Raw genomic sequence first — 18456 nt, 5'->3', positions numbered from 1 at the left:
GATACCGACCAGACAAGATCCGGGAGAACCCAATGCGCTTCGACAAACTGACCACCAAGTTCCAGCAGGCCATCGCCGACGCCCAGAGCGTTGCGGTCGGCCGCGACCACCAGTACATCGAGCCGGCACACCTGCTGCTCGCGCTGCTCAACCAGGACGACGGCGCTACGACGTCGCTCCTGCAGCGCGCCGGCGCCAATGTCGCGCCTCTGAAGAAATCGGTCGAAGAGGCGCTTTCGCGCATCGCGACCGTCGAGGGGCACGGCGGCGAGGTGCAGATCGGCCGCGACCTGACCAATCTGCTGAACCTTGCCGACCGCGAGGCGCAGAAGCGCGGTGACCAGTTCATCGCGTCCGAAATGTTCCTGCTTGCGGCGGCCGGCGACAAGGGCGATATCGGCCGTCTGCTCAAGCAGTCGGGGCTGGACCGCACGACGCTGGAAAAGGCGATCGAGCAGGTGCGCGGCGGCTCGTCGGTCGGCAGTGCGGAAGCCGAAGGGTCGCGTGAGGCGCTGAAGAAGTACTGCGTCGACCTGACCGAACGCGCCGCCGCAGGCAAGCTCGACCCGGTGATCGGGCGCGACGACGAGATTCGCCGAGCGATCCAGATCCTGCAGCGGCGCACCAAGAACAATCCGGTGCTGATCGGTGAGCCGGGCGTCGGCAAGACCGCCATCGTCGAAGGGCTGGCGCAGCGCATCGTCAATGACGAAGTGCCGGAAACGCTCAAGGGCAAGCGCGTGCTGGTGCTCGACATGGCCGGCCTGCTGGCCGGAGCGAAGTACCGCGGCGAATTCGAGGAGCGGCTGAAGAGCGTGCTGAACGAAGTGGCCAAGGACGAAGGCCGCATCATCATGTTCATCGACGAACTGCACACCATGGTCGGCGCGGGCAAGGGTGAAGGCGCGATGGACGCCGGCAACATGCTCAAGCCGGCGCTGGCGCGCGGCGAGCTGCACTGCATCGGCGCTACCACGCTGGACGAATACCGCAAGTACATCGAAAAGGATGCCGCGCTCGAACGCCGCTTCCAGAAGGTGCTGGTCGACGAGCCGAGCGTGGAGGCGACCATCGCCATCCTGCGCGGCCTGCAGGAAAAATACGAGCTGCATCACGGCGTCGAGATCACCGACCCGGCCATCGTCGCTGCGGCCGAATTGAGCCACCGCTACATCACCGACCGTTTCCTGCCCGACAAGGCGATCGACCTGATCGACGAAGCGGCCGCGCGGATCAAGATGGAAATCGATTCCAAGCCGGAGGTGATGGACAAGCTCGACCGCCGGTTGATCCAGCTGAAGATCGAGCGCGAGGCCATGCGGCGCGAAACCGATGAGGCGTCACAGCGCCGCTTCGGCCTGATCGAGGAGGAAATCACCCGGCTGGCGCGCGAATACAACGACCTCGAGGAAATATGGAAGAGCGAAAAGGCGCAGGTTGCCGGCAGCAGCCACATCCGTGAAGAGATCGAAAGGGTGCGTGCGCAGATGACGGATCTGCAGCGCAAGGGTCAGTTCGACAAGCTGGCCGAACTGCAGTACGGCAAGCTGCCCCAGCTCGAGGCGCAACTGAACCAGGCCGAAAAGACTGGTTCCGCGAAGCCCGCCAACAAGCTGCTGCGCACCGAAGTCGGCGCCGAGGAAATCGCCGAGGTCGTGTCGCGTGCGACCGGCATTCCGGTCAGCAAAATGATGCAGGGCGAGCGCGAAAAGCTGCTGAAGATGGAAGACAAGCTGCACCAGCGCGTGATCGGTCAGGACGAGGCGGTGCGTCTTGTGTCCGACGCGATCCGCCGTTCGCGCGCCGGGCTGTCGGACGAGAACCGCCCGTACGGCAGCTTCCTGTTCCTCGGCCCGACGGGTGTCGGCAAGACCGAACTGTGCAAGACGCTGGCCGAATTCCTGTTCGATTCGGAAGACCACCTGATCCGCATCGACATGAGCGAGTTCATGGAGAAACACTCGGTGAGCCGCCTGATCGGCGCGCCGCCGGGCTATGTCGGTTACGACGAGGGTGGTTACCTGACCGAGGCGGTGCGGCGCAAGCCGTACAGCGTCATCCTGTTCGACGAGGTCGAAAAGGCGCATCCGGACGTGTTCAACGTGCTGCTGCAAGTGCTCGACGACGGTCGCATGACCGACGGCCAGGGCCGCACGGTGGACTTCAAGAACACGGTCATCGTGATGACCAGCAACCTCGGCAGCCAGATGATCCAGCAGATGTCGGGTTCGGATTATGGCGTCGTGAAGCTGGCGGTGATGGGCGAGGTGAAAACCTTCTTCCGTCCGGAATTCATCAACCGGATCGACGAGGTGGTGGTGTTCCATGCGCTGGACGAACGCAATATCCAGAGCATCGCGAAGATCCAGCTCGGCTATCTGGAAAAGCGTCTGGCCAAGCTCGACATGGGGCTGCAGGTGTCGGACGCCGCCCTGGCCGAACTGGGCAAGGCCGGCTTCGATCCGGTGTTCGGTGCGCGGCCGCTGAAGCGCGCGATCCAGGAGCACATCGAGAATCCGCTGTCGAAGCGGATTCTGGAGGGCAGCTTCGGACCGAAGGATGTGATCGTCGTCGATCTGGACGCCGGCGGTCAGTTCCGCTTCCACAAGCCGAACTGACGCAGAGCTCCGTCGCTGCAGAAGCGGTGGCCTGTGTGGGAGTGACCCCGGCGGGAGTGGCGGCCTGTGGGAGCGGCGGCGTCGCCGCGATCGTGCCGCGACTGTCGTTGTGCGGAGTGCGTATCGCGGCGAGGGCGGAGCGGGGGTTTCGGCGAGCACTGCTCGCCGCCCGCAGAGCCGGCCGGCCATGCAGGGCCGGCAGTGGATCGCCGCTCCCACAGGGGTACTTCACTCCCACAGGGGCACTTCACTCTCACAGGCCGCTGCTCCCACGAGGGAGTCGCGGCCTTGTCGTGTCTGATGCCTCCCCGCTTGTCGGATGGCGCCGACACGCGTCTGCGCTGCCCACCGACACCGTGGGACCTGCCGCTTTTCTAGACTCGTTTCGAAGCCCCGTGCCGCATCGGCATGACGGGGCGGACATTCCCGAACCTGGAGATTGCGATGACGACCCCGAACCGATCCCTGAATACCCTGGCTGTCGTGTCGGCAATGGCCGCGCTCATGACTGGCTGTGCCGGCATGAGCAAGAGCGAAAGCAATGCGCTGATCGGCGCGGCTGCCGGCGGTGTCGCCGGATCGGTGCTGACCGGTGGCAGCACCATCGGTACCGTGGGCGGTGCGATTGCCGGCGGTGCCATCGGCAACGAAATGGGCAAAAAGAAGCGCTGAACGCCGCATCGGGGCACGGGCCGCTATGCTTGTGCCCATGCTGATCGACACGCACTGCCATCTGGATGCATCCGAATTCGACACGGACCGCGCGGGCATCATTGAACGCGCTCGCGCGGCCGGCGTCGGCGCCATCGTGCTGCCGGCGGTCGATCGAGCCGGCTTCGGTCGCGTCAGGGCGGTGTGCGCCGGCCAGCCCGACCTGCGCTTTGCGCTGGGCATCCATCCGCTTTACATCCCCGCGGCACAGCTGTCCGACATCGACGCCCTGGCGCTCGAACTCGACGACCCCGACGTGATCGCCGTCGGCGAAATCGGCCTCGACTTCTTCGTCACCGATATAGACCCGACGCTGCAGGAAGACTATTTCGTGCGCCAGCTCGGGCTGGCTCGTGATTTCGGCCTGCCGGTGCTGCTGCACGTGCGGCGCAGTCAGGACCGCATCCTGAAGCATCTGCGTGCGGTGTTCGGTCGCACCGGTCCCGGCGGCATCGCGCACGCCTTCAACGGCAGCCGCCAGCAGGCGGACGAATTCATCAAGCTGGGTTTCGCACTGGGCTTCGGAGGCGCGGTGACCTGGGCGCGAGCGCTGAACCTGCGCCGGTTGGTGACCGAACTGCCGCTCGACGCGCTGGTGCTCGAAACCGACTCGCCCGACATTCCGCCCGAATTTGCAGCCGGTGAACGCAACGAGCCGGCCAACCTCCCGCGCATCGCGCAGGTGATTGCCGGCATCCGTGGTGTCAGCGAAGAGACGCTGGTGCAGGCCACCGGGGCGAACGCGCTGCGCGTGCTGCCCCGGCTCGCCGCGAACGCTTACAGCGCGTAGCTGGCGGACACGCCGATCAGCCAGGTGCGCTCCGACGCCGGCGCGTAGTAGCGACCCGTCAGTGCATTGCCGGCGTTGATGTACACCGAACCGACGTATTCCTTGTCGAAGAGGTTGTCGATGCGCGCGAATTCGTTCAGCTTCCAGCCGCCGACCGTCTGCGTGAAACCGCCGCGGATCGATGCCACACCATAGCCACCCACCCGCACCAGATTGGTATCGTCGCCGAACATGCGGCCGCTGGCGCGGTACTCGACGCCGCCACTGAAGCCCCATGGATCGTGCTTGTAGGTGACTTCGCCGAAGAACGACTTGTTGGCGACGCCGGCGATCTTGTTGCCCGAATCGACGGTGGTCGCCTGATTGACCGCGCAGGGGGTGGTCAGGCAGGTGGCAAAGGTATCTTCGAATTCGGCCTTGATCAGCGTCAGCGACGCATAGGCGCCGATGTCGCGGGTCAGCCGGGAGTCGATCGCCAGTTCGAGGCCGCGGCGCGACGTGTCGCCGGCATTCTGGTACACCGCGCGCCCGTTCTCGTTGCTGCGGATGACCACCTCATCGGACGAATCGATGTAGAAAGCCGCCACGTCGAGCCGGGTCGAATTGTTCAGAAAAGTCTTGAAGCCGATTTCGTAGTGGTCGCTGACCGACGGCTTCAGATCGAAATTCAGGCCGGCGCCGCCATCCGGACGGTAGGCCAGTTCGATCAGCGTCGGCGCTTCGAAACTGCGCCCTGCGTTCGCATAGAAGTTGCTGGTCTGGGTCACCTTCCATATGGCACCGAGTGCATACGTCCAGTCGCTGAACGAAGCCGAACCGCTGTCGTCCGGATTCACGCCGGCGACATTCGTCGTGCCGGAGCATCCGCCGTTGCAGATGAAGTTGTCGTTCGACTTGAAATCCATCTTCGTGTAGCGCAGGCCACCCGACAGCGACACATCCTTCGTGACGGCCCACTCGCCCTGGACGAAGGTGCCCGTCTGTTCCGCTACGTTGCGCTCGTCGCGCTTGAGGGCGCCGCGGAAGCCGAACACGGCACTCAGCGCCTGCGCGCCGGCGGTGGTCGTGCCGTTGCGGTAGCCCTTGCGTGCTTCGTCGGCGCGCTCGTACTCTGCGCCGACGCTGAACGTGACGGTTTCGAGCTTGCGCGTCCAGCGCAGGCTGGTGCCCCAGTAGTCACGATCGAAGACCGATACGCCACCGGATGCGGTGACGTTGTCCTGCGTACCCGCATTCAGTGCCAGGTACTGCTCGTTGTTGCGGTTGCCCAGGTAGAACATCGCGCGCAGGTTGTCCCGGTCGGACAGGGCGGTGTCGAACACCACGCCACCCTGCGAGTTTTCGAGTGTGCGACGCGTGCCGAAGAATTCGGCGATGCCCGGGTTGCCGGCGAGGTTGCGATTGGAGGTGCCCTGCTGCCGGCGATCGCTGTTCAGCTGGGTGAAGGTGAGGCCGAGCGGATCCTGACCCTGCTGATGCATGTAGTTGCCGACGAAGGTCAGCGAAGCCTTGTCGCCGAGCATCCAGCGTGCCTTGAAATTGGCCTGCTGCTTGTCCGAGCGGCTGTAGTCGCGGTAGCCGTCGGTACGGAAATCCGACACGCTGGCGGTGTAGTTCAGATTGCCGACGGTGTCGCCGAACTTCACGCCGGAGCGCTGCGTGCCGTAGCTGCCGAACTGGAAGCTGGGGGTGATCGTGAAGTTCTCCGGTCCGTCTTCGGTGAAGATCTGGACGACGCCGCCCGAATGGTTGCCGTACAGCGCCGAGAAAGGGCCGCGCAGCACTTCGATGCGACTGGCCGATGCCAGGTCGAACAGACCGGTGCCGCCCTGACCGTCCGGCGTGCTGGCCGGAATGCCGTCGGCAATCAGCTTGACCCCACGTACGCCGAACGCCGACCGCGCGCCGAAGCCGCGGATCGTCAGCGATTGCTCCTGCGTGTAGTTCTCCTTGCCGGCCGAAGCCACGCCCGGCACGCGATTGATCACTTCCGACAGATTCACCGTGCCGCGCTGTTCCTGGATCGTCGTCTTGTCGATCGAATCGATGGCCATCGGCAGATCGAAGGAATTCTGCTCGACCCGGGTTCCGGTGATGACCACGGTGGGGGCAATCTTCAGTTCTTCGGCGCTGGCGCACTGGCCAATCAGCGCAAGGGCGAGCGCAAGCGGGGTGTGACGGAGCGCGGGGGTCATGCGGGGCCTCTCTCAGGATATCTGCAGGCAAGGCGCGCGGAGTTGCGCGTTGCGAATTGGGTTGGGCGACGTGTCTGCGCACGTCTGTCGAAGCGGCCGGAGTATAGGCAGGGCCGACTTACAAAACCTCACGAAAAGCTTGAATCTGCGACCCGCGGCGGACGCCGGGAATTACTCACCGCGTGCCGCGGTGAACAAGGTCTGGATGGCGGGGGGCGCGAGGATGCGCAAGGTCGGCGGGCACAGACGGTGTCGGCCCAGGCGCAGCAAGGCGCGGTCACGCGTCACCAGCAGGTCGGCGCCGGCACGCACCGCGAGGTCGAAGAATTTCTGGTCTTCACGGTCGCGGCAGCGCGGCTGGCCTGTGTCGGGGCTCTCGGGCAGCGGCGACAGTTCGAGCTTCATGCAATAGGCTTCGTAGAGCGCCGCCGCTTGCGCGTCGTCCAGCCCGAACTTCGGATAGCGCAGCACCGTCCGCAATTCGCGCAGGCAGGCTTCGTCACACACCAGCTGCGCAGGGCCGGCCGCCAGCGCCTGTGCCACGCAGTCGAGTTCGGCGTTGTGCCACAGCAGCAGGTCGAGCACGGCATTGGTGTCGAGGACGATGCGCATCAGCTGAGGCAGGGCGAGGGGACGCAAGTGAAGGGCTATGAGTGTACAGGGCGAACGAACCGGGGCTTCATTGCGGCTCAGGAACGTCGAGCGCTTTTTGTGCACGACGCTGTGAGCGCCCCGCTGATCAGGATGTCGGTCTGTTCAAGGCAGCCACTGCGGGCGCGGTTCGAAGCTGAAGGGCGGCGTGGCGGCGGGATCGACCTTCACCAGCGTCCAGCCCAGCCACGGCGAACCGTGCGTTTCCAGCCGCGTCACGTTGTCGAGGACGGCGCCGCTGCGCGGGTCGTGCAGCGGCTGGTCCACCCGGTAACGGTGCGTGTCACCGTGGATCAGCAGCACCGGGCGCGCATAGCGGGCCGCGCCAAGGGCCAGGCGGTCGAGCAGCGAGCGGTAACGCGGGCGCGGCGAGCCCTTCGCGTGATCGGCGAACGCCGGGTTGGCGTGGAAGGCGATCACCAGCGCCTGCGCGCCACCGGTCTGCGCCTGCGCGAAGGTGTCGTCCAGCCAGCGCAGCGTTGCCGCTTCCAGCTGCTCGCTGCGCGGGCCCGGTGGCAGCGCGCTGCCGGACACATTGAGCGTGGCGAACAGCACGCCCTGATGCGACCAGCGCACGTTTTCCGCGCAGCAGTCCTGCCGCGTCAGCGCGAGCCGGCGCTGGCCGAGCGATTCTCCGGTGGCGAAGAAGCGCGCGCGCAGCGCATCCAGCCGCTCGTGCGGTGCATAGCCGCCGGCCGATGCGCGCGCGCAGTCGGTCCACTCGTTGTCGCCTGCGAGCAGGATGAGCGGATGGGTCGAGCCGTCGAGCAATGCCTGCCGGTCGGCGAACGTGGCGTCGTCGCACACGCTGCCGCCGCTCTTGATGTCGCCGATGTGGATCGAAAACGCCAGTGGCAGCGCGGCCTGTTCGGCCAGCATGTCGCGCGCCTTGTCGCGCTCGACCCGGCTGTACGGCACGTCGCCCCAGGCGGCGAAACTGAACGGCATGGGGCTTGCGGGCTGCCCGCTCACCGGGGCGGTCAGCGTCAGCGCGAGGAGCAAGGCGATGATGCAGTCGCGCATCGTCATGCCTCTTTCAGCCGGCCACGCGCCGGGCGGCGGCGATGCCGCTGCGCACCGCAGATTCCAGCGTCGCCGGATAAAGCGGCAGCAGGTAGTCGCCGGCCAGCGCCAGCCGCGGGTCGGCCGGCTGTGCGATCGCGGCACGGCCCGGCGTGCAGCGGAAGGTCGCGCGCCGGTCGGTCAGTGTGCGCACCCGGCGCGGTTCGGGCAGCGCCGGAAAGGCGCGTCGTACCGCGTCGATGACGGCGCGCTCGGTGTCGTCGCGCGCCGCGTCGGCGGCCGACACCACGCAGGCCATCAATCCGGGCGGCCCGCCCAGCGCGCCGCGGTCGAATATCCAGTGCGGCACGCCGTCGGCGAAGCCCATCATGGACTGCGGCAGGCGCGCGCCTTCCCCGAAATCGGCGAACACGGTGCTTACCTGTTCATAGCCGAGCGAAGCGATCTCCGCCGCGATGCGCTCGGTGCCCGGCAGGGCGCCGATCAGCGACGGCACGTGGTGCGGGCTGGTGGCGACGACGACCTGTGCGAAGACTTCCGGGTTGCCGGCGACATCGAGCGCGAAACCGGCTGCATGCGGCGAAATGCTGCGCACCCGCTCGCCCGCGCGCACCTGGCCACCCTGCCGTGTCAGCCAGGCGGCAGCTGGCGCCGGAAACAGCTGGCCCAGATCGGTGCGCGGCAGCAGCACGTCTGAGGCGCCGGCGCGCCCGAGCAGTGTGTCGCGCAGCACCTGGGCGAACACGCGGGCACTCGCGTCGTCGAGTCCGGTGTTCAGCGCGGCGATGCACAGGGGCGCCCACAGGTAGCGCACATTGGTGTCGGTCTGGCGGGTACGCGCAAACATCTGCGTCACCGTCTCGTCGGCGGCTGGCGCCCGGCGGATCGCCGCCATCAGGCGCAGTGCAGCCAGCCGGTCGCCCCAGGTCAGACCGGGGCAGGTCATGAAGGCGACGGCCTGCGCCCACGGCGAGCCGGAGCGGGCGCGCAGTTCGAAGCCGTCGGTGAAGCGCAGCGACAGTGGCAGGCGGTCGAACAGCACGTCAGGCTCTGCGCCGACGGTGCGCATCATCGCCAGCGTGTCGACATAGCCGCCGATCAGGATGTGCTGGCCGTTGTCCAGCGCCAGACCGTCGAGCTCGACGGCGCGCGCGCGGCCGCCGACCTGCGACGCCGCCTCGAACACCACCGGGCGCACACCGCGCGCCACGCATTCCACCGCGCAGGCCAGGCCGGCCCAGCCGGCGCCGACGATGGCGACCGATGGCCGGTTGGCCTTCAACTCCGCAGCCACGTCTTCCAGGCCAGCCAGAGCTTGCGCACCGGCGTCAGCGCGATGCGCCGGTCCAGTACGCGGCAGCCGTCGCGCTCGATCTCGTCGAGCAAGGTGCGGTAGATCGCCGCCATCACCAGACCGGGCCGCTGCGACGCGCGATCGACCGCCGGCAACGCGGCCATCGCCTGCTCGTAGTAGTGCCGGGCGCGCTCGATCTGGAACTCCATCAGCTGACGGAACTCGTCGCTGTAGCGCGCGTTCAGGATGTCGGCGGCGCGCACATTGAAGCGCTGCAGCTCGTCGACCGGCAGGTAGATGCGACCCCGCCGAGCGTCTTCGCCGACGTCGCGGATGATGTTGGTGAGCTGGAAGGCGATGCCCAGATCGTGCGCGTACTTCTGCGTTTCGCGCTGCGTGCTGCCGAAGATCTGCGCCGCCAGCAGCCCCACCACCGACGCGACGCGGTAGCAGTAGAGCTGCAGGCCCTTGAAGTCGAGATAGCGCGACTGGTCGAGATCCATTTCCATGCCGTCGATGATTTCCAGCAGCTGCTCGCGCGGCAGGCTGAATTCGCGGATGGCCGGAATCAGCGCCAGGCAGACCGGATGTTCGGGCGTGCCGTCGAAACAGGCGGCGACCTGGGCGCGCCACCAGGCCAACTGGGTGCGCGCGAGGCTCATGTCGCAGGTCTCGTCGACCACGTCGTCGATTTCGCGGCAGAAGGCGTACAGCGCAGTGATGGCGCGGCGGCGCGGCGGCGGCAGGAACAGGAAGCTGTAGTAGAAGGACGAGCCGCTCTTTGCGGCGCGATCCTGACAGTATTCGTCGGGTGTCATGGGTAGTTCAGGGCTTTCCACCCGATCACGGGCCAGTCGGCACGGCCCAGTTTCGGGCGGTGGCGGAATACATCGTAATCGACCTGCTCGATGCGCTGCAAAATGCGCAGCCCGCCCTGCACGACCAGACGCAGCTCCCAGCCGGTGCGACCCGGCAGCGTGCGGGCCAGCGGCATGCCGGCGTGCATCAGCGCGCGGGCGTCATCGACCAGGTGTTTCATCAATGCGCGGAAGGCGGCGTCGCAGTCCGACTGCGCCAGATGCGCTTCGGTCACGCCGAAGCGCGCCATCGCATCGAGCGGCATGTAGACGCGACCGGGCGGGATGCCGTCGGCGTTCTTGCGCCAGTCGATCGCCACGTCCTGCCAGTGGTTGATCAGTTGCAGCGCGCTGCAGATCGCGTCCGACTGCGCCAGGCTGGCGGCATCGTCCACCTTGTACAGGCACAGCAGCAGGCGGCCGATCGGGTTGGCCGAGCGGCGGCAGTAGTCGAGCAGTTCGGCTTGGCTGGCGTAGCGGGTCTGCACCACATCCTGCGCGAAGGCGTCGAGCAGGTCATGGAACAGCGGCAGCGGAAGCCACCACTGGCGCACCGCGCGCGCGAGGCGGCGGTGGATGGCGTCGTCCGGTTCGCCGCCGTGTTCGATGATGCGCAACTGTTCGCGGCACAGTTCGAGCGCCGCCAGCCTCGCCTCGGGCGCGGCGTCGCCTTCGTCCGCCAGATCGTCGGCATTGCGGGCGAACCAGTAGATCGCGGCCACTGGCTCGCGCAGCGCTGGCGGCATCAGCTTCGACGCGACCGGAAAGTTTTCGTAGTGTTCGACCGACATGGGTGGCGGAGTATACCGGGCGCGTGCCGCCGGCCCCGCCTGATAGAATCCGTGCCGCCTGCCCAGGTGGCGAAATTGGTAGACGCACCAGATTTAGGTTCTGGCGCCGCGAGGCGTGGGGGTTCGAGTCCCTTCCTGGGCACCATGGTGCGGACGGACGTTGAAGGCTGATGGGCGTACCGTCACTGCATGAGTGAGCGATGTGTCATGGCGGAAGGAATGTTCTGCGAGGCCGACGCATCAGGTAGTACGCGGCCGGTATCACCAGCATGGACAGCAGCGGTGCGGTGATCATGCCACCCACCATGGGTGCCGCGATGCGTTGCATGACCTCGCTGCCGGTGCCTCCGCCCCACATGATGGGCAGCAGGCCGGCCAGAATCACCGCCACGGTCATCGCCTTGGGCCGCACGCGCAGCACGGCCCCTTCGCGGATCGCATCCAGCAGATCGGCCTCGCTGGTCATGTTCCGGTCGATGCGCGCCGTCCACGCCTGCCTGAGGTAGAGCAGCATGATCACGCCGAATTCGGCTGCTACGCCCGCGAGCGCGATGAAACCCACGACACCCGCCACCGACAGGTTGTAGTTCAGGCCGAACAGCAGCCAGATCCCGCCGACGAGGGCAAAGGGCAAGGTCGCCATCAGCAGCAGTGCTTCGCCGAAGTGCTTGAAGGTCATGTAAAGCAGCACGAAGATTATGAGCAGCGTGAAAGGCACGACCAGTTTGAGCTTGGCGCTGGCGCGTTCGAGAAACTCGAATTGACCTGACCACGACACCGAGTAGCCCGGCGGCAGTTTCACCTGATCGACCACCGTTTGCTGCATCTCGCGCACCGCGGTGCCGAGGTCACGACCACGCAGATCGACGTACACGAACCCCGCCAGGCGAGCGTTCTCGCTGCGCAGCATCGGCGGACCATCCTCGATGCGAATGTCGGCTACGTCACCGAGCACAAGCAACTGCCCTCTCGGCGTCACGATAGGCAGGCTGCGCAAGCGGTTCAGCGAGTCCCGCAACTCGCGCGGATATCGCACGTTGATCGGGTAGCGCTGCAAGCCTTCAATGGTCTCACCGATATTCATGCCACCCACGGCGCTGGCCACCACCGACTGCACGTCAGACATGTTGAGTCCGTAGCGCGCCGCACGCTCGCGCTTGATATCCACATTGACATAACGTCCACCGGTCAGGCGCTCGGCAAAGGCGCTGGTGACGCCGGGCACCTGCTTGACCGCCTGCTCGATTTCGCCCGTGAGCCGGTTGATGACGGATAGATCACTCCCGAGCACCTTGACGCCGACCGGACTCTTGATGCCAGTGGCCAGCATGTCGAGACGGTTGCGGATCGGTGGAATCCAGATGTTCGTCAATCCGGGTACGCGCACGGTCCTGTCAAGTTCCTCGACGAGCTTCTCGGGGGTCATGCCGACCCTCCACTCGCTTTTTGGCTTGAACTGGATGATGGTTTCGAACATCACCAGCGGTGCCGGATCGGTCGCAGTCATGGCTCTGCCGGCCTTGCCGTAGACCGTGGCCACCTCGGGCACCGCCTTGATCAGCCGGTCCGTTTGCTGCAGCAATTGAGCCGCCTTGCCTGCCGACATGCCCGGCAAGGCACTTGGCATGTACAGCAGGTCGCCTTCGTCGAGCGGCGGCATGAACTCGCTGCCCAGTTGCTGCAAGGGCCACCAACTGGCCGCCATGAACACCATTGCGACGGCGATGGTCGCCTTGGGAAAGCGCAGCACGATTTCGAGCAGGGGTCTGTAGAGGGCGACAAAGAAGCGATTGATCGGGTTCTTGTGCTCGTCCGGGATGCGGCCCCGGATCAGATAACCCATCAGCACCGGGATCAGCGTCACCGCGAGCCCCGCACTTGCCGCCATGGCGTACGTCTTGGTGAAGGCCAGTGGTGAGAACAGTTTTCCTTCCTGCGCCTCCAGCGTGAAGATCGGCACGAAGGAGAGGGTGATGATGAGCAAGGAAAAAAACAGCGCCGGGCCCACCTCGGCAGCGGCGTCTCCGATTACCCGCCAGCGCGTCTCGCCCTGCAGTTGCGCCCCTGCATGAGCGTGATTCCATTCCTCCAGATGTTTGTGTGCGTTCTCTATCATGACCACCGCCGCGTCAACCATTGCACCGATGGCTATGGCGATGCCGCCCAGTGACATGATGTTGGCGTTGACTCCTTGCCAGTGCATGACGATGAAGGCCGCCAGAATGCCCAGGGGCAACGAGACGATGGCCACCAGAGCCGAACGCAGGTGAAACAGAAAAAGCACACACACGGCGGCCACGACCGCGAACTCTTCGAGCAGCTTGTGGCTGAGGTTCTCTATGGCGCGCTCGATGAGCCCCGAGCGGTCGTAGGTGGGCACGATCTCGACGCCTTGTGGCAGGCTCGTTTTCAAGGCAGCCAGTTTGGCCTTGACCGCAGCAATGGTGGTCAGCGCGTTTTCGCCGGAGCGCATGACGACAATGCCGCCCACCGCTTCTCCTTCGCCGTCCAGCTCACCGATTCCGCGCCGCATTTCGGGACCGATCTGAACATGCGCCACATCACCCAGCAGAACGGATACGCCTGCCTCGGTAGTCATGAGTGGAATGGCCCGGAAGTCGTCCAAGCTCTGCAGATATCCGGAGGCACGCACCATGAACTCGGCTTCACCCATTTCAAGCACCGAGCCCCCCACTTCCTGATTCGCAAGGCGAATCGCCGCGATCACCTTGCCGTGGGGAATTCGATACGCGGCCAGCTTGTCCGGATCAAGCACCACCTGGTACTGCCGCACCATGCCGCCGATGGTGGCCACCTCGGCTACGCCGGGTACGGTCTTGAGCTCGTATTTCAGGAACCAGTCCTGCAGGCTGCGCAGTTGCGACAGGTCCTGCCTGCCTGATGTGTCGATCAGGGCGTACTGGTAGATCCAGCCCACCCCGGTCGCATCCGGCCCAAGCGCCGAGCTGGCTCCCGGCGGCAGGCGCGACTGCACCTGGTTGAGGTACTCCAGTACCCTGGAGCGCGCCCAGTACAGGTCTGTACCGTCCTTGAACAACACATAGACGTAGCTGTCGCCAAAGAACGAATAGCCGCGCACCACCCGCGCGCCCGGCACCGACAGCATCGTGGTGGTCAGCGGATAGGTGACCTGATTCTCGACCAGCTGCGGCGCCTGCCCCGGCCAAGAAGTGCGGATGATCACCTGGGTGTCCGACAGATCGGGCAGGGCGTCGAGCGGCGTGCGAAGCACGGATACCACACCCCAGATCGCCAGCAATACGGTGGCGATCAGGACCAGAAAGCGGTTCGCGATCGACCAATGGATCAGACGGGCAATCATCGCGCACCTCCCGTCCGGTCACCATTGCGCGCTTGCCATCTGACGATCTGCGGCGCGTCACCATCCCGCATGCGGAACTCGATGTCGATCTCGCTCCCCGCGGAGGGGGTGGGGAGGGCGGGTTCGGGAGCCAACTTGAATTCCATGGTCATGCCCGGCCACTGCAACGCGGGAATTTCAGGATGCGTCAGCGTGAGGGTGTAACCGCTCACGGCCTCCACCCGCGCGTGCGTTTGATAGGTTGGCTGTGCAGCGCTCGTCGGCCCTTGTGCTTCGCCCGAAGACAAGCGTGCCTCAACACCTTTCAGACTGGCTTCGGAATCGATGAGGAACTGTCCGGACAGCACGATTTTCCGACCCTCGGCAAGCCCCGCCAGAATTTCGGTCTGGCCGCCCTGTTCGTGACCGACCTGCACCTCAGTCGGTCGAAATGTCCCGTCCTCTTCGACTGCGATGACCAGCGTGCGCTTGCCGGTGCGAACCAGTGCTTCGGAAGGTACCAGCAGCGCGGGGCGCGCTTGATCACTGGTGAGTTGCAGCTGCACGAACATGCCGGGAACCAGCTTGCTCGTGGGATTGGCCAGGACCATGCGCGCCTTGCGCGTGCGTGTCGCCGGATCGACTTCGGGCAACAAGGCCTGCACCTGTCCGCGGAATACCTCCCCCGGCAGCGCCGGCGTGTGCGCGGCCACCTGTGCGCCTTCGGCGAGCTGCGCGGCCTGGCTTTCCGGTACTTCGGCCTGCACCCAGACACTGGAAAGATCGTTGATTCGCAGGAGCGGCATGCCCATCATCGCCGTACTGCCTTCACGCGCCATCAGTTCGATGACCACGCCACTGGCGGGGGCGACCACGGTCACGCGGGCCTGCACCTGCCCGGTACTTTCGACCAGGGCGATCTGCGCTTCGGTCATGCCGGCCTGACGCATACGCTGACGGGCGGCTTCGGCGAGTGACTCCAACCCGCTTCCCTGCAAGCGCCGGGCGGTCAGATAGTCTTCCTGAACCGCCACCCAGTCGGGCACGTACATATCCAGCAGCGGCTGCCCTTTGCGGACGTGATCCAGTTCCGCCCGAACATGCAGCTTCTCGATGAAGCCGGTCGCGCGCGCCTGCACCGCAACCTGGCCGCGTTCATTCCAGGCCACGGTGCCCACCGCTGAAACTCCGGGTGCAAGCTGACCTGAAACGACTTCGCCCGTACGCAGCCCGAAATTCTGCTGAATGCGCGAACTCACCGTGACCGTGCCGCTGTCGGCACCCGCGGCGCCCGCGTAGGCGGGTACCAGCATCATGTCCATGAAGGGCGACTTTGCCGGCGCGTCGAACTTCTGACCTGGAACCATTGGGTCGTGGTAGTGAAGGACTCTGCGACCGGTGACCGGATCGACATCACCCGCCTTGAGACCCGACTCGATGTGGCGCCGTGTCGCCGCTTCGCCCTCGGGTATCCCCCATGTAGCAGGGTCGACGCCGGCACCCGCGGACGGGCTCCCGTCCCCCGCGGTCTCCGGCATCGGCGCGTGCGCCATTCCGCTCTCGACTCCCAGTCGGTACAGGCCCAGACCGACTGCACTGAGTACGCCTGTCGCCACCAGGGCGATCACGATGGTCTTCCTGTTCATGGCATCGGCTCCCGGGCTGGTTGGTCGGAAGGTGTCGGCGCCGCAGCGTGCGCGGGCAGATCTTCCGGAATCAGAAAAGTCAGCTCGGCCCACCACGCGGCAGTCTGCCTCTCGATGCGCAGTCGATCGAGCGCAATGTCAGTCACCATGCGGCGCGCTTCGAGAACGGCGGCAAGGGACGCCTTGCCGCCCCGAAACGCGGCCGACACCGCGTCGACGCGCTCGGTCGCGAGCGGGATCAGCGTGTTGTCGTAGTCCGCCAGACGGCGGAGGCTGCTTCGCCAGTTGGCGAGCAGGCGTTGCAGATCGAACAGATGTTCGCGTCGCATCTCTTCGCGTTCGGAGCGGACCTGTTCTACCTGTTCCAGTCGGGCCGCCAGTTCGCGGTCCTGTCGCCCGGCCTGATCCCATTGCAACGGAATGGAAACGCCCAGTGACACCATGTCGCCGAACACGCTGCCCCGCTTGCTGTACATCACCGACCAGCTCCAGTCGGCGCTTTTTTCCTGTCTTGCCACCTCGGCCGTGGCGAGCGCGACATGTTCGCGGGCATTCATGAGTGCGATGTCGGGATGCTGATCGATTTCATGGGCCAGCGCGTGTTCTGCCAGACGGGTGCTGTCGATCTTCGGGGGCGCTCCGAGGGGCTTCGATCCCGCGTCGCCCACCCAGCGTTGCAAAAGTGCTCTCGCGTTGTCGAGGTCGGCGCGCACCTCGTGCAGTCGATCATCGATGCGTGCGATCGCCGCGCGGGCTGACAACACGTCGGCCAGCGGGCTGCGACCGCCCCGGTAGGCCGATTCAACCCCGGCACTGATGCTGACTGTTTCCTCACGCTGACGTTGCAACAGTTCGAGCATCCGCTCGAGGAAGTAGCGTTCGAACCAGGCGCGGGCGGTTTGCGTGCGCAGTCGGGCCAGCAGCGTGGATCGCGTCGCCAGGGCGGCGTCGGCTTCGCGTTCGTAGCGGGCGCTGCGCGCCTGGCGCTTTTCAGATCCGGTAAAGGTCTGCGCCAGTCCGACAGAGCGCATCGTCATGAAGTCGTCCGTCAGGCTGTAGCGCCCCGAGCCTTCGATGGGCAGGTTGTCGACCGCCAAGCGCAATACTGGGTCGGGCAGTTGCCCGGTTGCAACGGCCATTTCCCGGGCTGCCCGGGCCGCCGCATGCTGTGCCTGAAGCGTTGCCGATCGTGCCTGTGCCGCATCCAGCGCGGCCTGCAATGTCAGCGAAGGCTGTGTCATCGCAGGATTGATGAGGCCGAGCGACAGCATGACCATCGCGAGCGCTGCGAACCCGCGACGCCCGCATTGACGGGCGTGATGAACGGGCGGCCCGCTGGCCTCCCGGGTGAGAAGAATGTGCATCAGCGAACTCCATGCGTGACAAATGCCTTCGCGACTGCCTGCGCGAGGGCCGGAAACTCCCGACCCTGAAAAAGGTCGGCAGCCACATTGCGGTTACATGGTGTTAGCTGAAGGAGGGCGGTCGCCAGACTGCGACGAGTGCATTCGACGCGATCGGCGGCGTCTGCGATGGCACCGAGCAGGATGTCGGTGCCGGAGGAAGGTGGGTGTCAAGCGACAGAAGGATGCAGACGCCTGATGCGCAGCATGATTTTTCCATCTTGCAGGACATGCCGGTTCTGGCAGCCGTGTCGGGATCGATGCAGCAATCGGCGACAACCTGGGCAAGTGAACCTGCACCTGCAGAGGCGGCCGCCACGGCATCGTGACTCATGGGACACGTGCGCTGGAAGCCGTGCGCCATTGCGCTGCCCTGGAAGGCAACGAAAAACGAAAGCAACAGGGCAACCAGAATTCGCATTACGGCATTCTATCAAACTGGAACTTCCCGGCGAAGGGTCCGGGACACGATTTTACGTTCCACTTTCGCGAACCGTGCCGGCAATGCAACTGGGCTTGCTGCCAGGTTTTCAGACCTTCCGTGCCACCATCCCGATCAGTGCCGAATGTCCGCGATGTGCGAGGCCTTCGTCCAGCTCCGATTCATATTCCTGCAGGCACTCCAGCTCGAAGTCGCCGAAAGCGTCGCGCAGCAACGCGGCGGTGTAGAGGTTTTCGACCGCCGACGGGCCGCCGGTGCCGTAGTCGAGCTGTTTGGGCGTGTAGCCCTGCAGCACGATGCAGCCGCCCGGCTTGAGCGTGCGCTTCATGTTTTCGAACAGTGCCCGACGCTCGTCCGGCGCGGCGAACTGTATGAAGATGCCGACCACCAGATCGAAGGCCTCGTCCGGATACGTCCAGCGCAGCGCGTCGGCCAGCGCGAAATCAACGCTGACACCGCGCGCTGCGGCGAGCGTCGCCGCCTTGTCGAGTGCGACCGGCGACAGTTCGGTCGCGGTCACGTCCAGCCCCCGTTCCGCCAGCCAGACCGCGTTGCGGCCTTCGCCGTCGGCGATGCTCAGCGCGCGCTGGCCGGGCAGCAGCAGTGCGGACTGCGACTGCAGGAAGCGGTTCGGCGCGGTGCCGAACAGATAGGCCTGGCCCGCAGCGCGGTACTTGTCGGACCAGAAATCCTGTGCATCGTGATGGCTCATT

Annotated in this window: 13 protein-coding genes and 1 tRNA gene; 4 read left to right on the top strand and 10 right to left on the bottom strand. The window is 65.6% G+C overall.

Features of this window, described 5'->3' with window-relative positions; translation table 11 throughout:
* Nucleotides 1–32: 32 nt before the first annotated feature.
* From clpB to NMQ14_RS11095, 3 genes are all read left to right on the top strand, one after another.
* Nucleotides 33–2618: an ATP-dependent chaperone ClpB gene (clpB, locus tag NMQ14_RS11105; RefSeq protein ID WP_257096099.1), complete on the top strand. Its 2586-nt coding sequence runs from the start codon at nucleotides 33–35 to the stop codon at nucleotides 2616–2618.
* 444 nt (nucleotides 2619–3062) lie between these two features.
* Entirely contained in the window at nucleotides 3063–3290 is a 228-nt protein-coding gene (locus NMQ14_RS11100; RefSeq protein WP_257096097.1) for a glycine zipper 2TM domain-containing protein, read from the top strand.
* 37 nt (nucleotides 3291–3327) lie between these two features.
* Complete coding sequence (locus NMQ14_RS11095; protein WP_257096095.1) at nucleotides 3328–4119, top strand: TatD family hydrolase; 792 nt, start codon at nucleotides 3328–3330, stop codon at nucleotides 4117–4119.
* Here the strand turns inward: NMQ14_RS11095 and NMQ14_RS11090 are convergent.
* The 6 genes from NMQ14_RS11090 to hpnC all read right to left on the bottom strand — a co-directional run bounded on the left by NMQ14_RS11090 (nucleotide 4107) and on the right by hpnC (nucleotide 10930).
* Nucleotides 4107–6314 carry a TonB-dependent receptor gene (locus NMQ14_RS11090; RefSeq protein ID WP_257096093.1) on the bottom strand — a complete coding sequence of 736 codons (2208 nt, stop codon included), beginning with the start codon at nucleotides 6312–6314 and terminating at the stop codon, nucleotides 4107–4109. The two genes, NMQ14_RS11095 and NMQ14_RS11090, sit on opposite strands and share 13 nt — an antisense overlap.
* 171 nt (nucleotides 6315–6485) lie before the next feature.
* A complete protein-coding gene (locus NMQ14_RS11085; RefSeq protein WP_257096091.1) occupies nucleotides 6486–6926 on the bottom strand; it encodes a putative toxin-antitoxin system toxin component, PIN family in 441 nt (146 codons plus the stop codon).
* 144 nt (nucleotides 6927–7070) lie between these two features.
* A complete protein-coding gene (locus NMQ14_RS11080) occupies nucleotides 7071–7994 on the bottom strand; it encodes a hypothetical protein (RefSeq protein ID WP_257096089.1) in 924 nt (307 codons plus the stop codon).
* Nucleotides 7995–8001: 7 nt separating this feature from the next.
* The gene (gene hpnE, locus NMQ14_RS11075; protein ID WP_257096087.1) at nucleotides 8002–9282 is read right to left on the bottom strand and encodes a hydroxysqualene dehydroxylase HpnE; all 1281 of its coding nucleotides are present in this window, start codon (nucleotides 9280–9282) and stop codon (nucleotides 8002–8004) included.
* Nucleotides 9267–10100, bottom strand: a complete 834-nt coding sequence (gene hpnD / locus NMQ14_RS11070) for a presqualene diphosphate synthase HpnD (protein WP_257096085.1) — start codon at nucleotides 10098–10100, stop codon at nucleotides 9267–9269. Before hpnD ends, hpnE begins: the two co-directional genes overlap by 16 nt.
* The gene (hpnC, locus tag NMQ14_RS11065) at nucleotides 10097–10930 is read right to left on the bottom strand and encodes a squalene synthase HpnC (protein ID WP_257096083.1); all 834 of its coding nucleotides are present in this window, start codon (nucleotides 10928–10930) and stop codon (nucleotides 10097–10099) included. The genes hpnD and hpnC overlap by 4 nt, the downstream gene beginning before the upstream one ends.
* Before the next feature lie 60 nt (nucleotides 10931–10990).
* Between hpnC and NMQ14_RS11060 the strand changes: the two genes are divergently transcribed.
* A tRNA-Leu gene (locus NMQ14_RS11060) sits at nucleotides 10991–11075 on the top strand.
* 60 nt (nucleotides 11076–11135) lie between these two features.
* Here the strand turns inward: NMQ14_RS11060 and NMQ14_RS11055 are convergent.
* From NMQ14_RS11055 to NMQ14_RS11040, 4 genes are all read right to left on the bottom strand, one after another.
* Nucleotides 11136–14273: an efflux RND transporter permease subunit gene (locus NMQ14_RS11055; RefSeq protein ID WP_257096081.1), complete on the bottom strand. Its 3138-nt coding sequence runs from the start codon at nucleotides 14271–14273 to the stop codon at nucleotides 11136–11138.
* Nucleotides 14270–15898, bottom strand: coding sequence for an efflux RND transporter periplasmic adaptor subunit (locus tag NMQ14_RS11050; RefSeq protein ID WP_257096079.1), 1629 nt, complete (start codon nucleotides 15896–15898; stop codon nucleotides 14270–14272). Before NMQ14_RS11050 ends, NMQ14_RS11055 begins: the two co-directional genes overlap by 4 nt.
* On the bottom strand, nucleotides 15895–17262 hold the full coding sequence (locus NMQ14_RS11045) for a TolC family protein (RefSeq protein WP_257096077.1): 1368 nt from the start codon (nucleotides 17260–17262) through the stop codon (nucleotides 15895–15897). The genes NMQ14_RS11050 and NMQ14_RS11045 overlap by 4 nt, the downstream gene beginning before the upstream one ends.
* A 569-nt stretch (nucleotides 17263–17831) precedes the next feature.
* Nucleotides 17832–18455: a cyclopropane-fatty-acyl-phospholipid synthase family protein gene (locus NMQ14_RS11040; RefSeq protein ID WP_257096075.1), complete on the bottom strand. Its 624-nt coding sequence runs from the start codon at nucleotides 18453–18455 to the stop codon at nucleotides 17832–17834.
* Nucleotide 18456 lies beyond the last annotated feature (1 nt).

This window comes from Methyloversatilis sp. XJ19-13, from assembly GCF_024580155.1.
In the GTDB taxonomy this organism is placed as follows: Bacteria; Pseudomonadota; Gammaproteobacteria; order Burkholderiales; family Rhodocyclaceae; genus Methyloversatilis.
The sequence above is the reverse complement of the archived record's forward strand: the minus strand, read 5'-3'. Positions and strand labels throughout refer to the sequence as shown.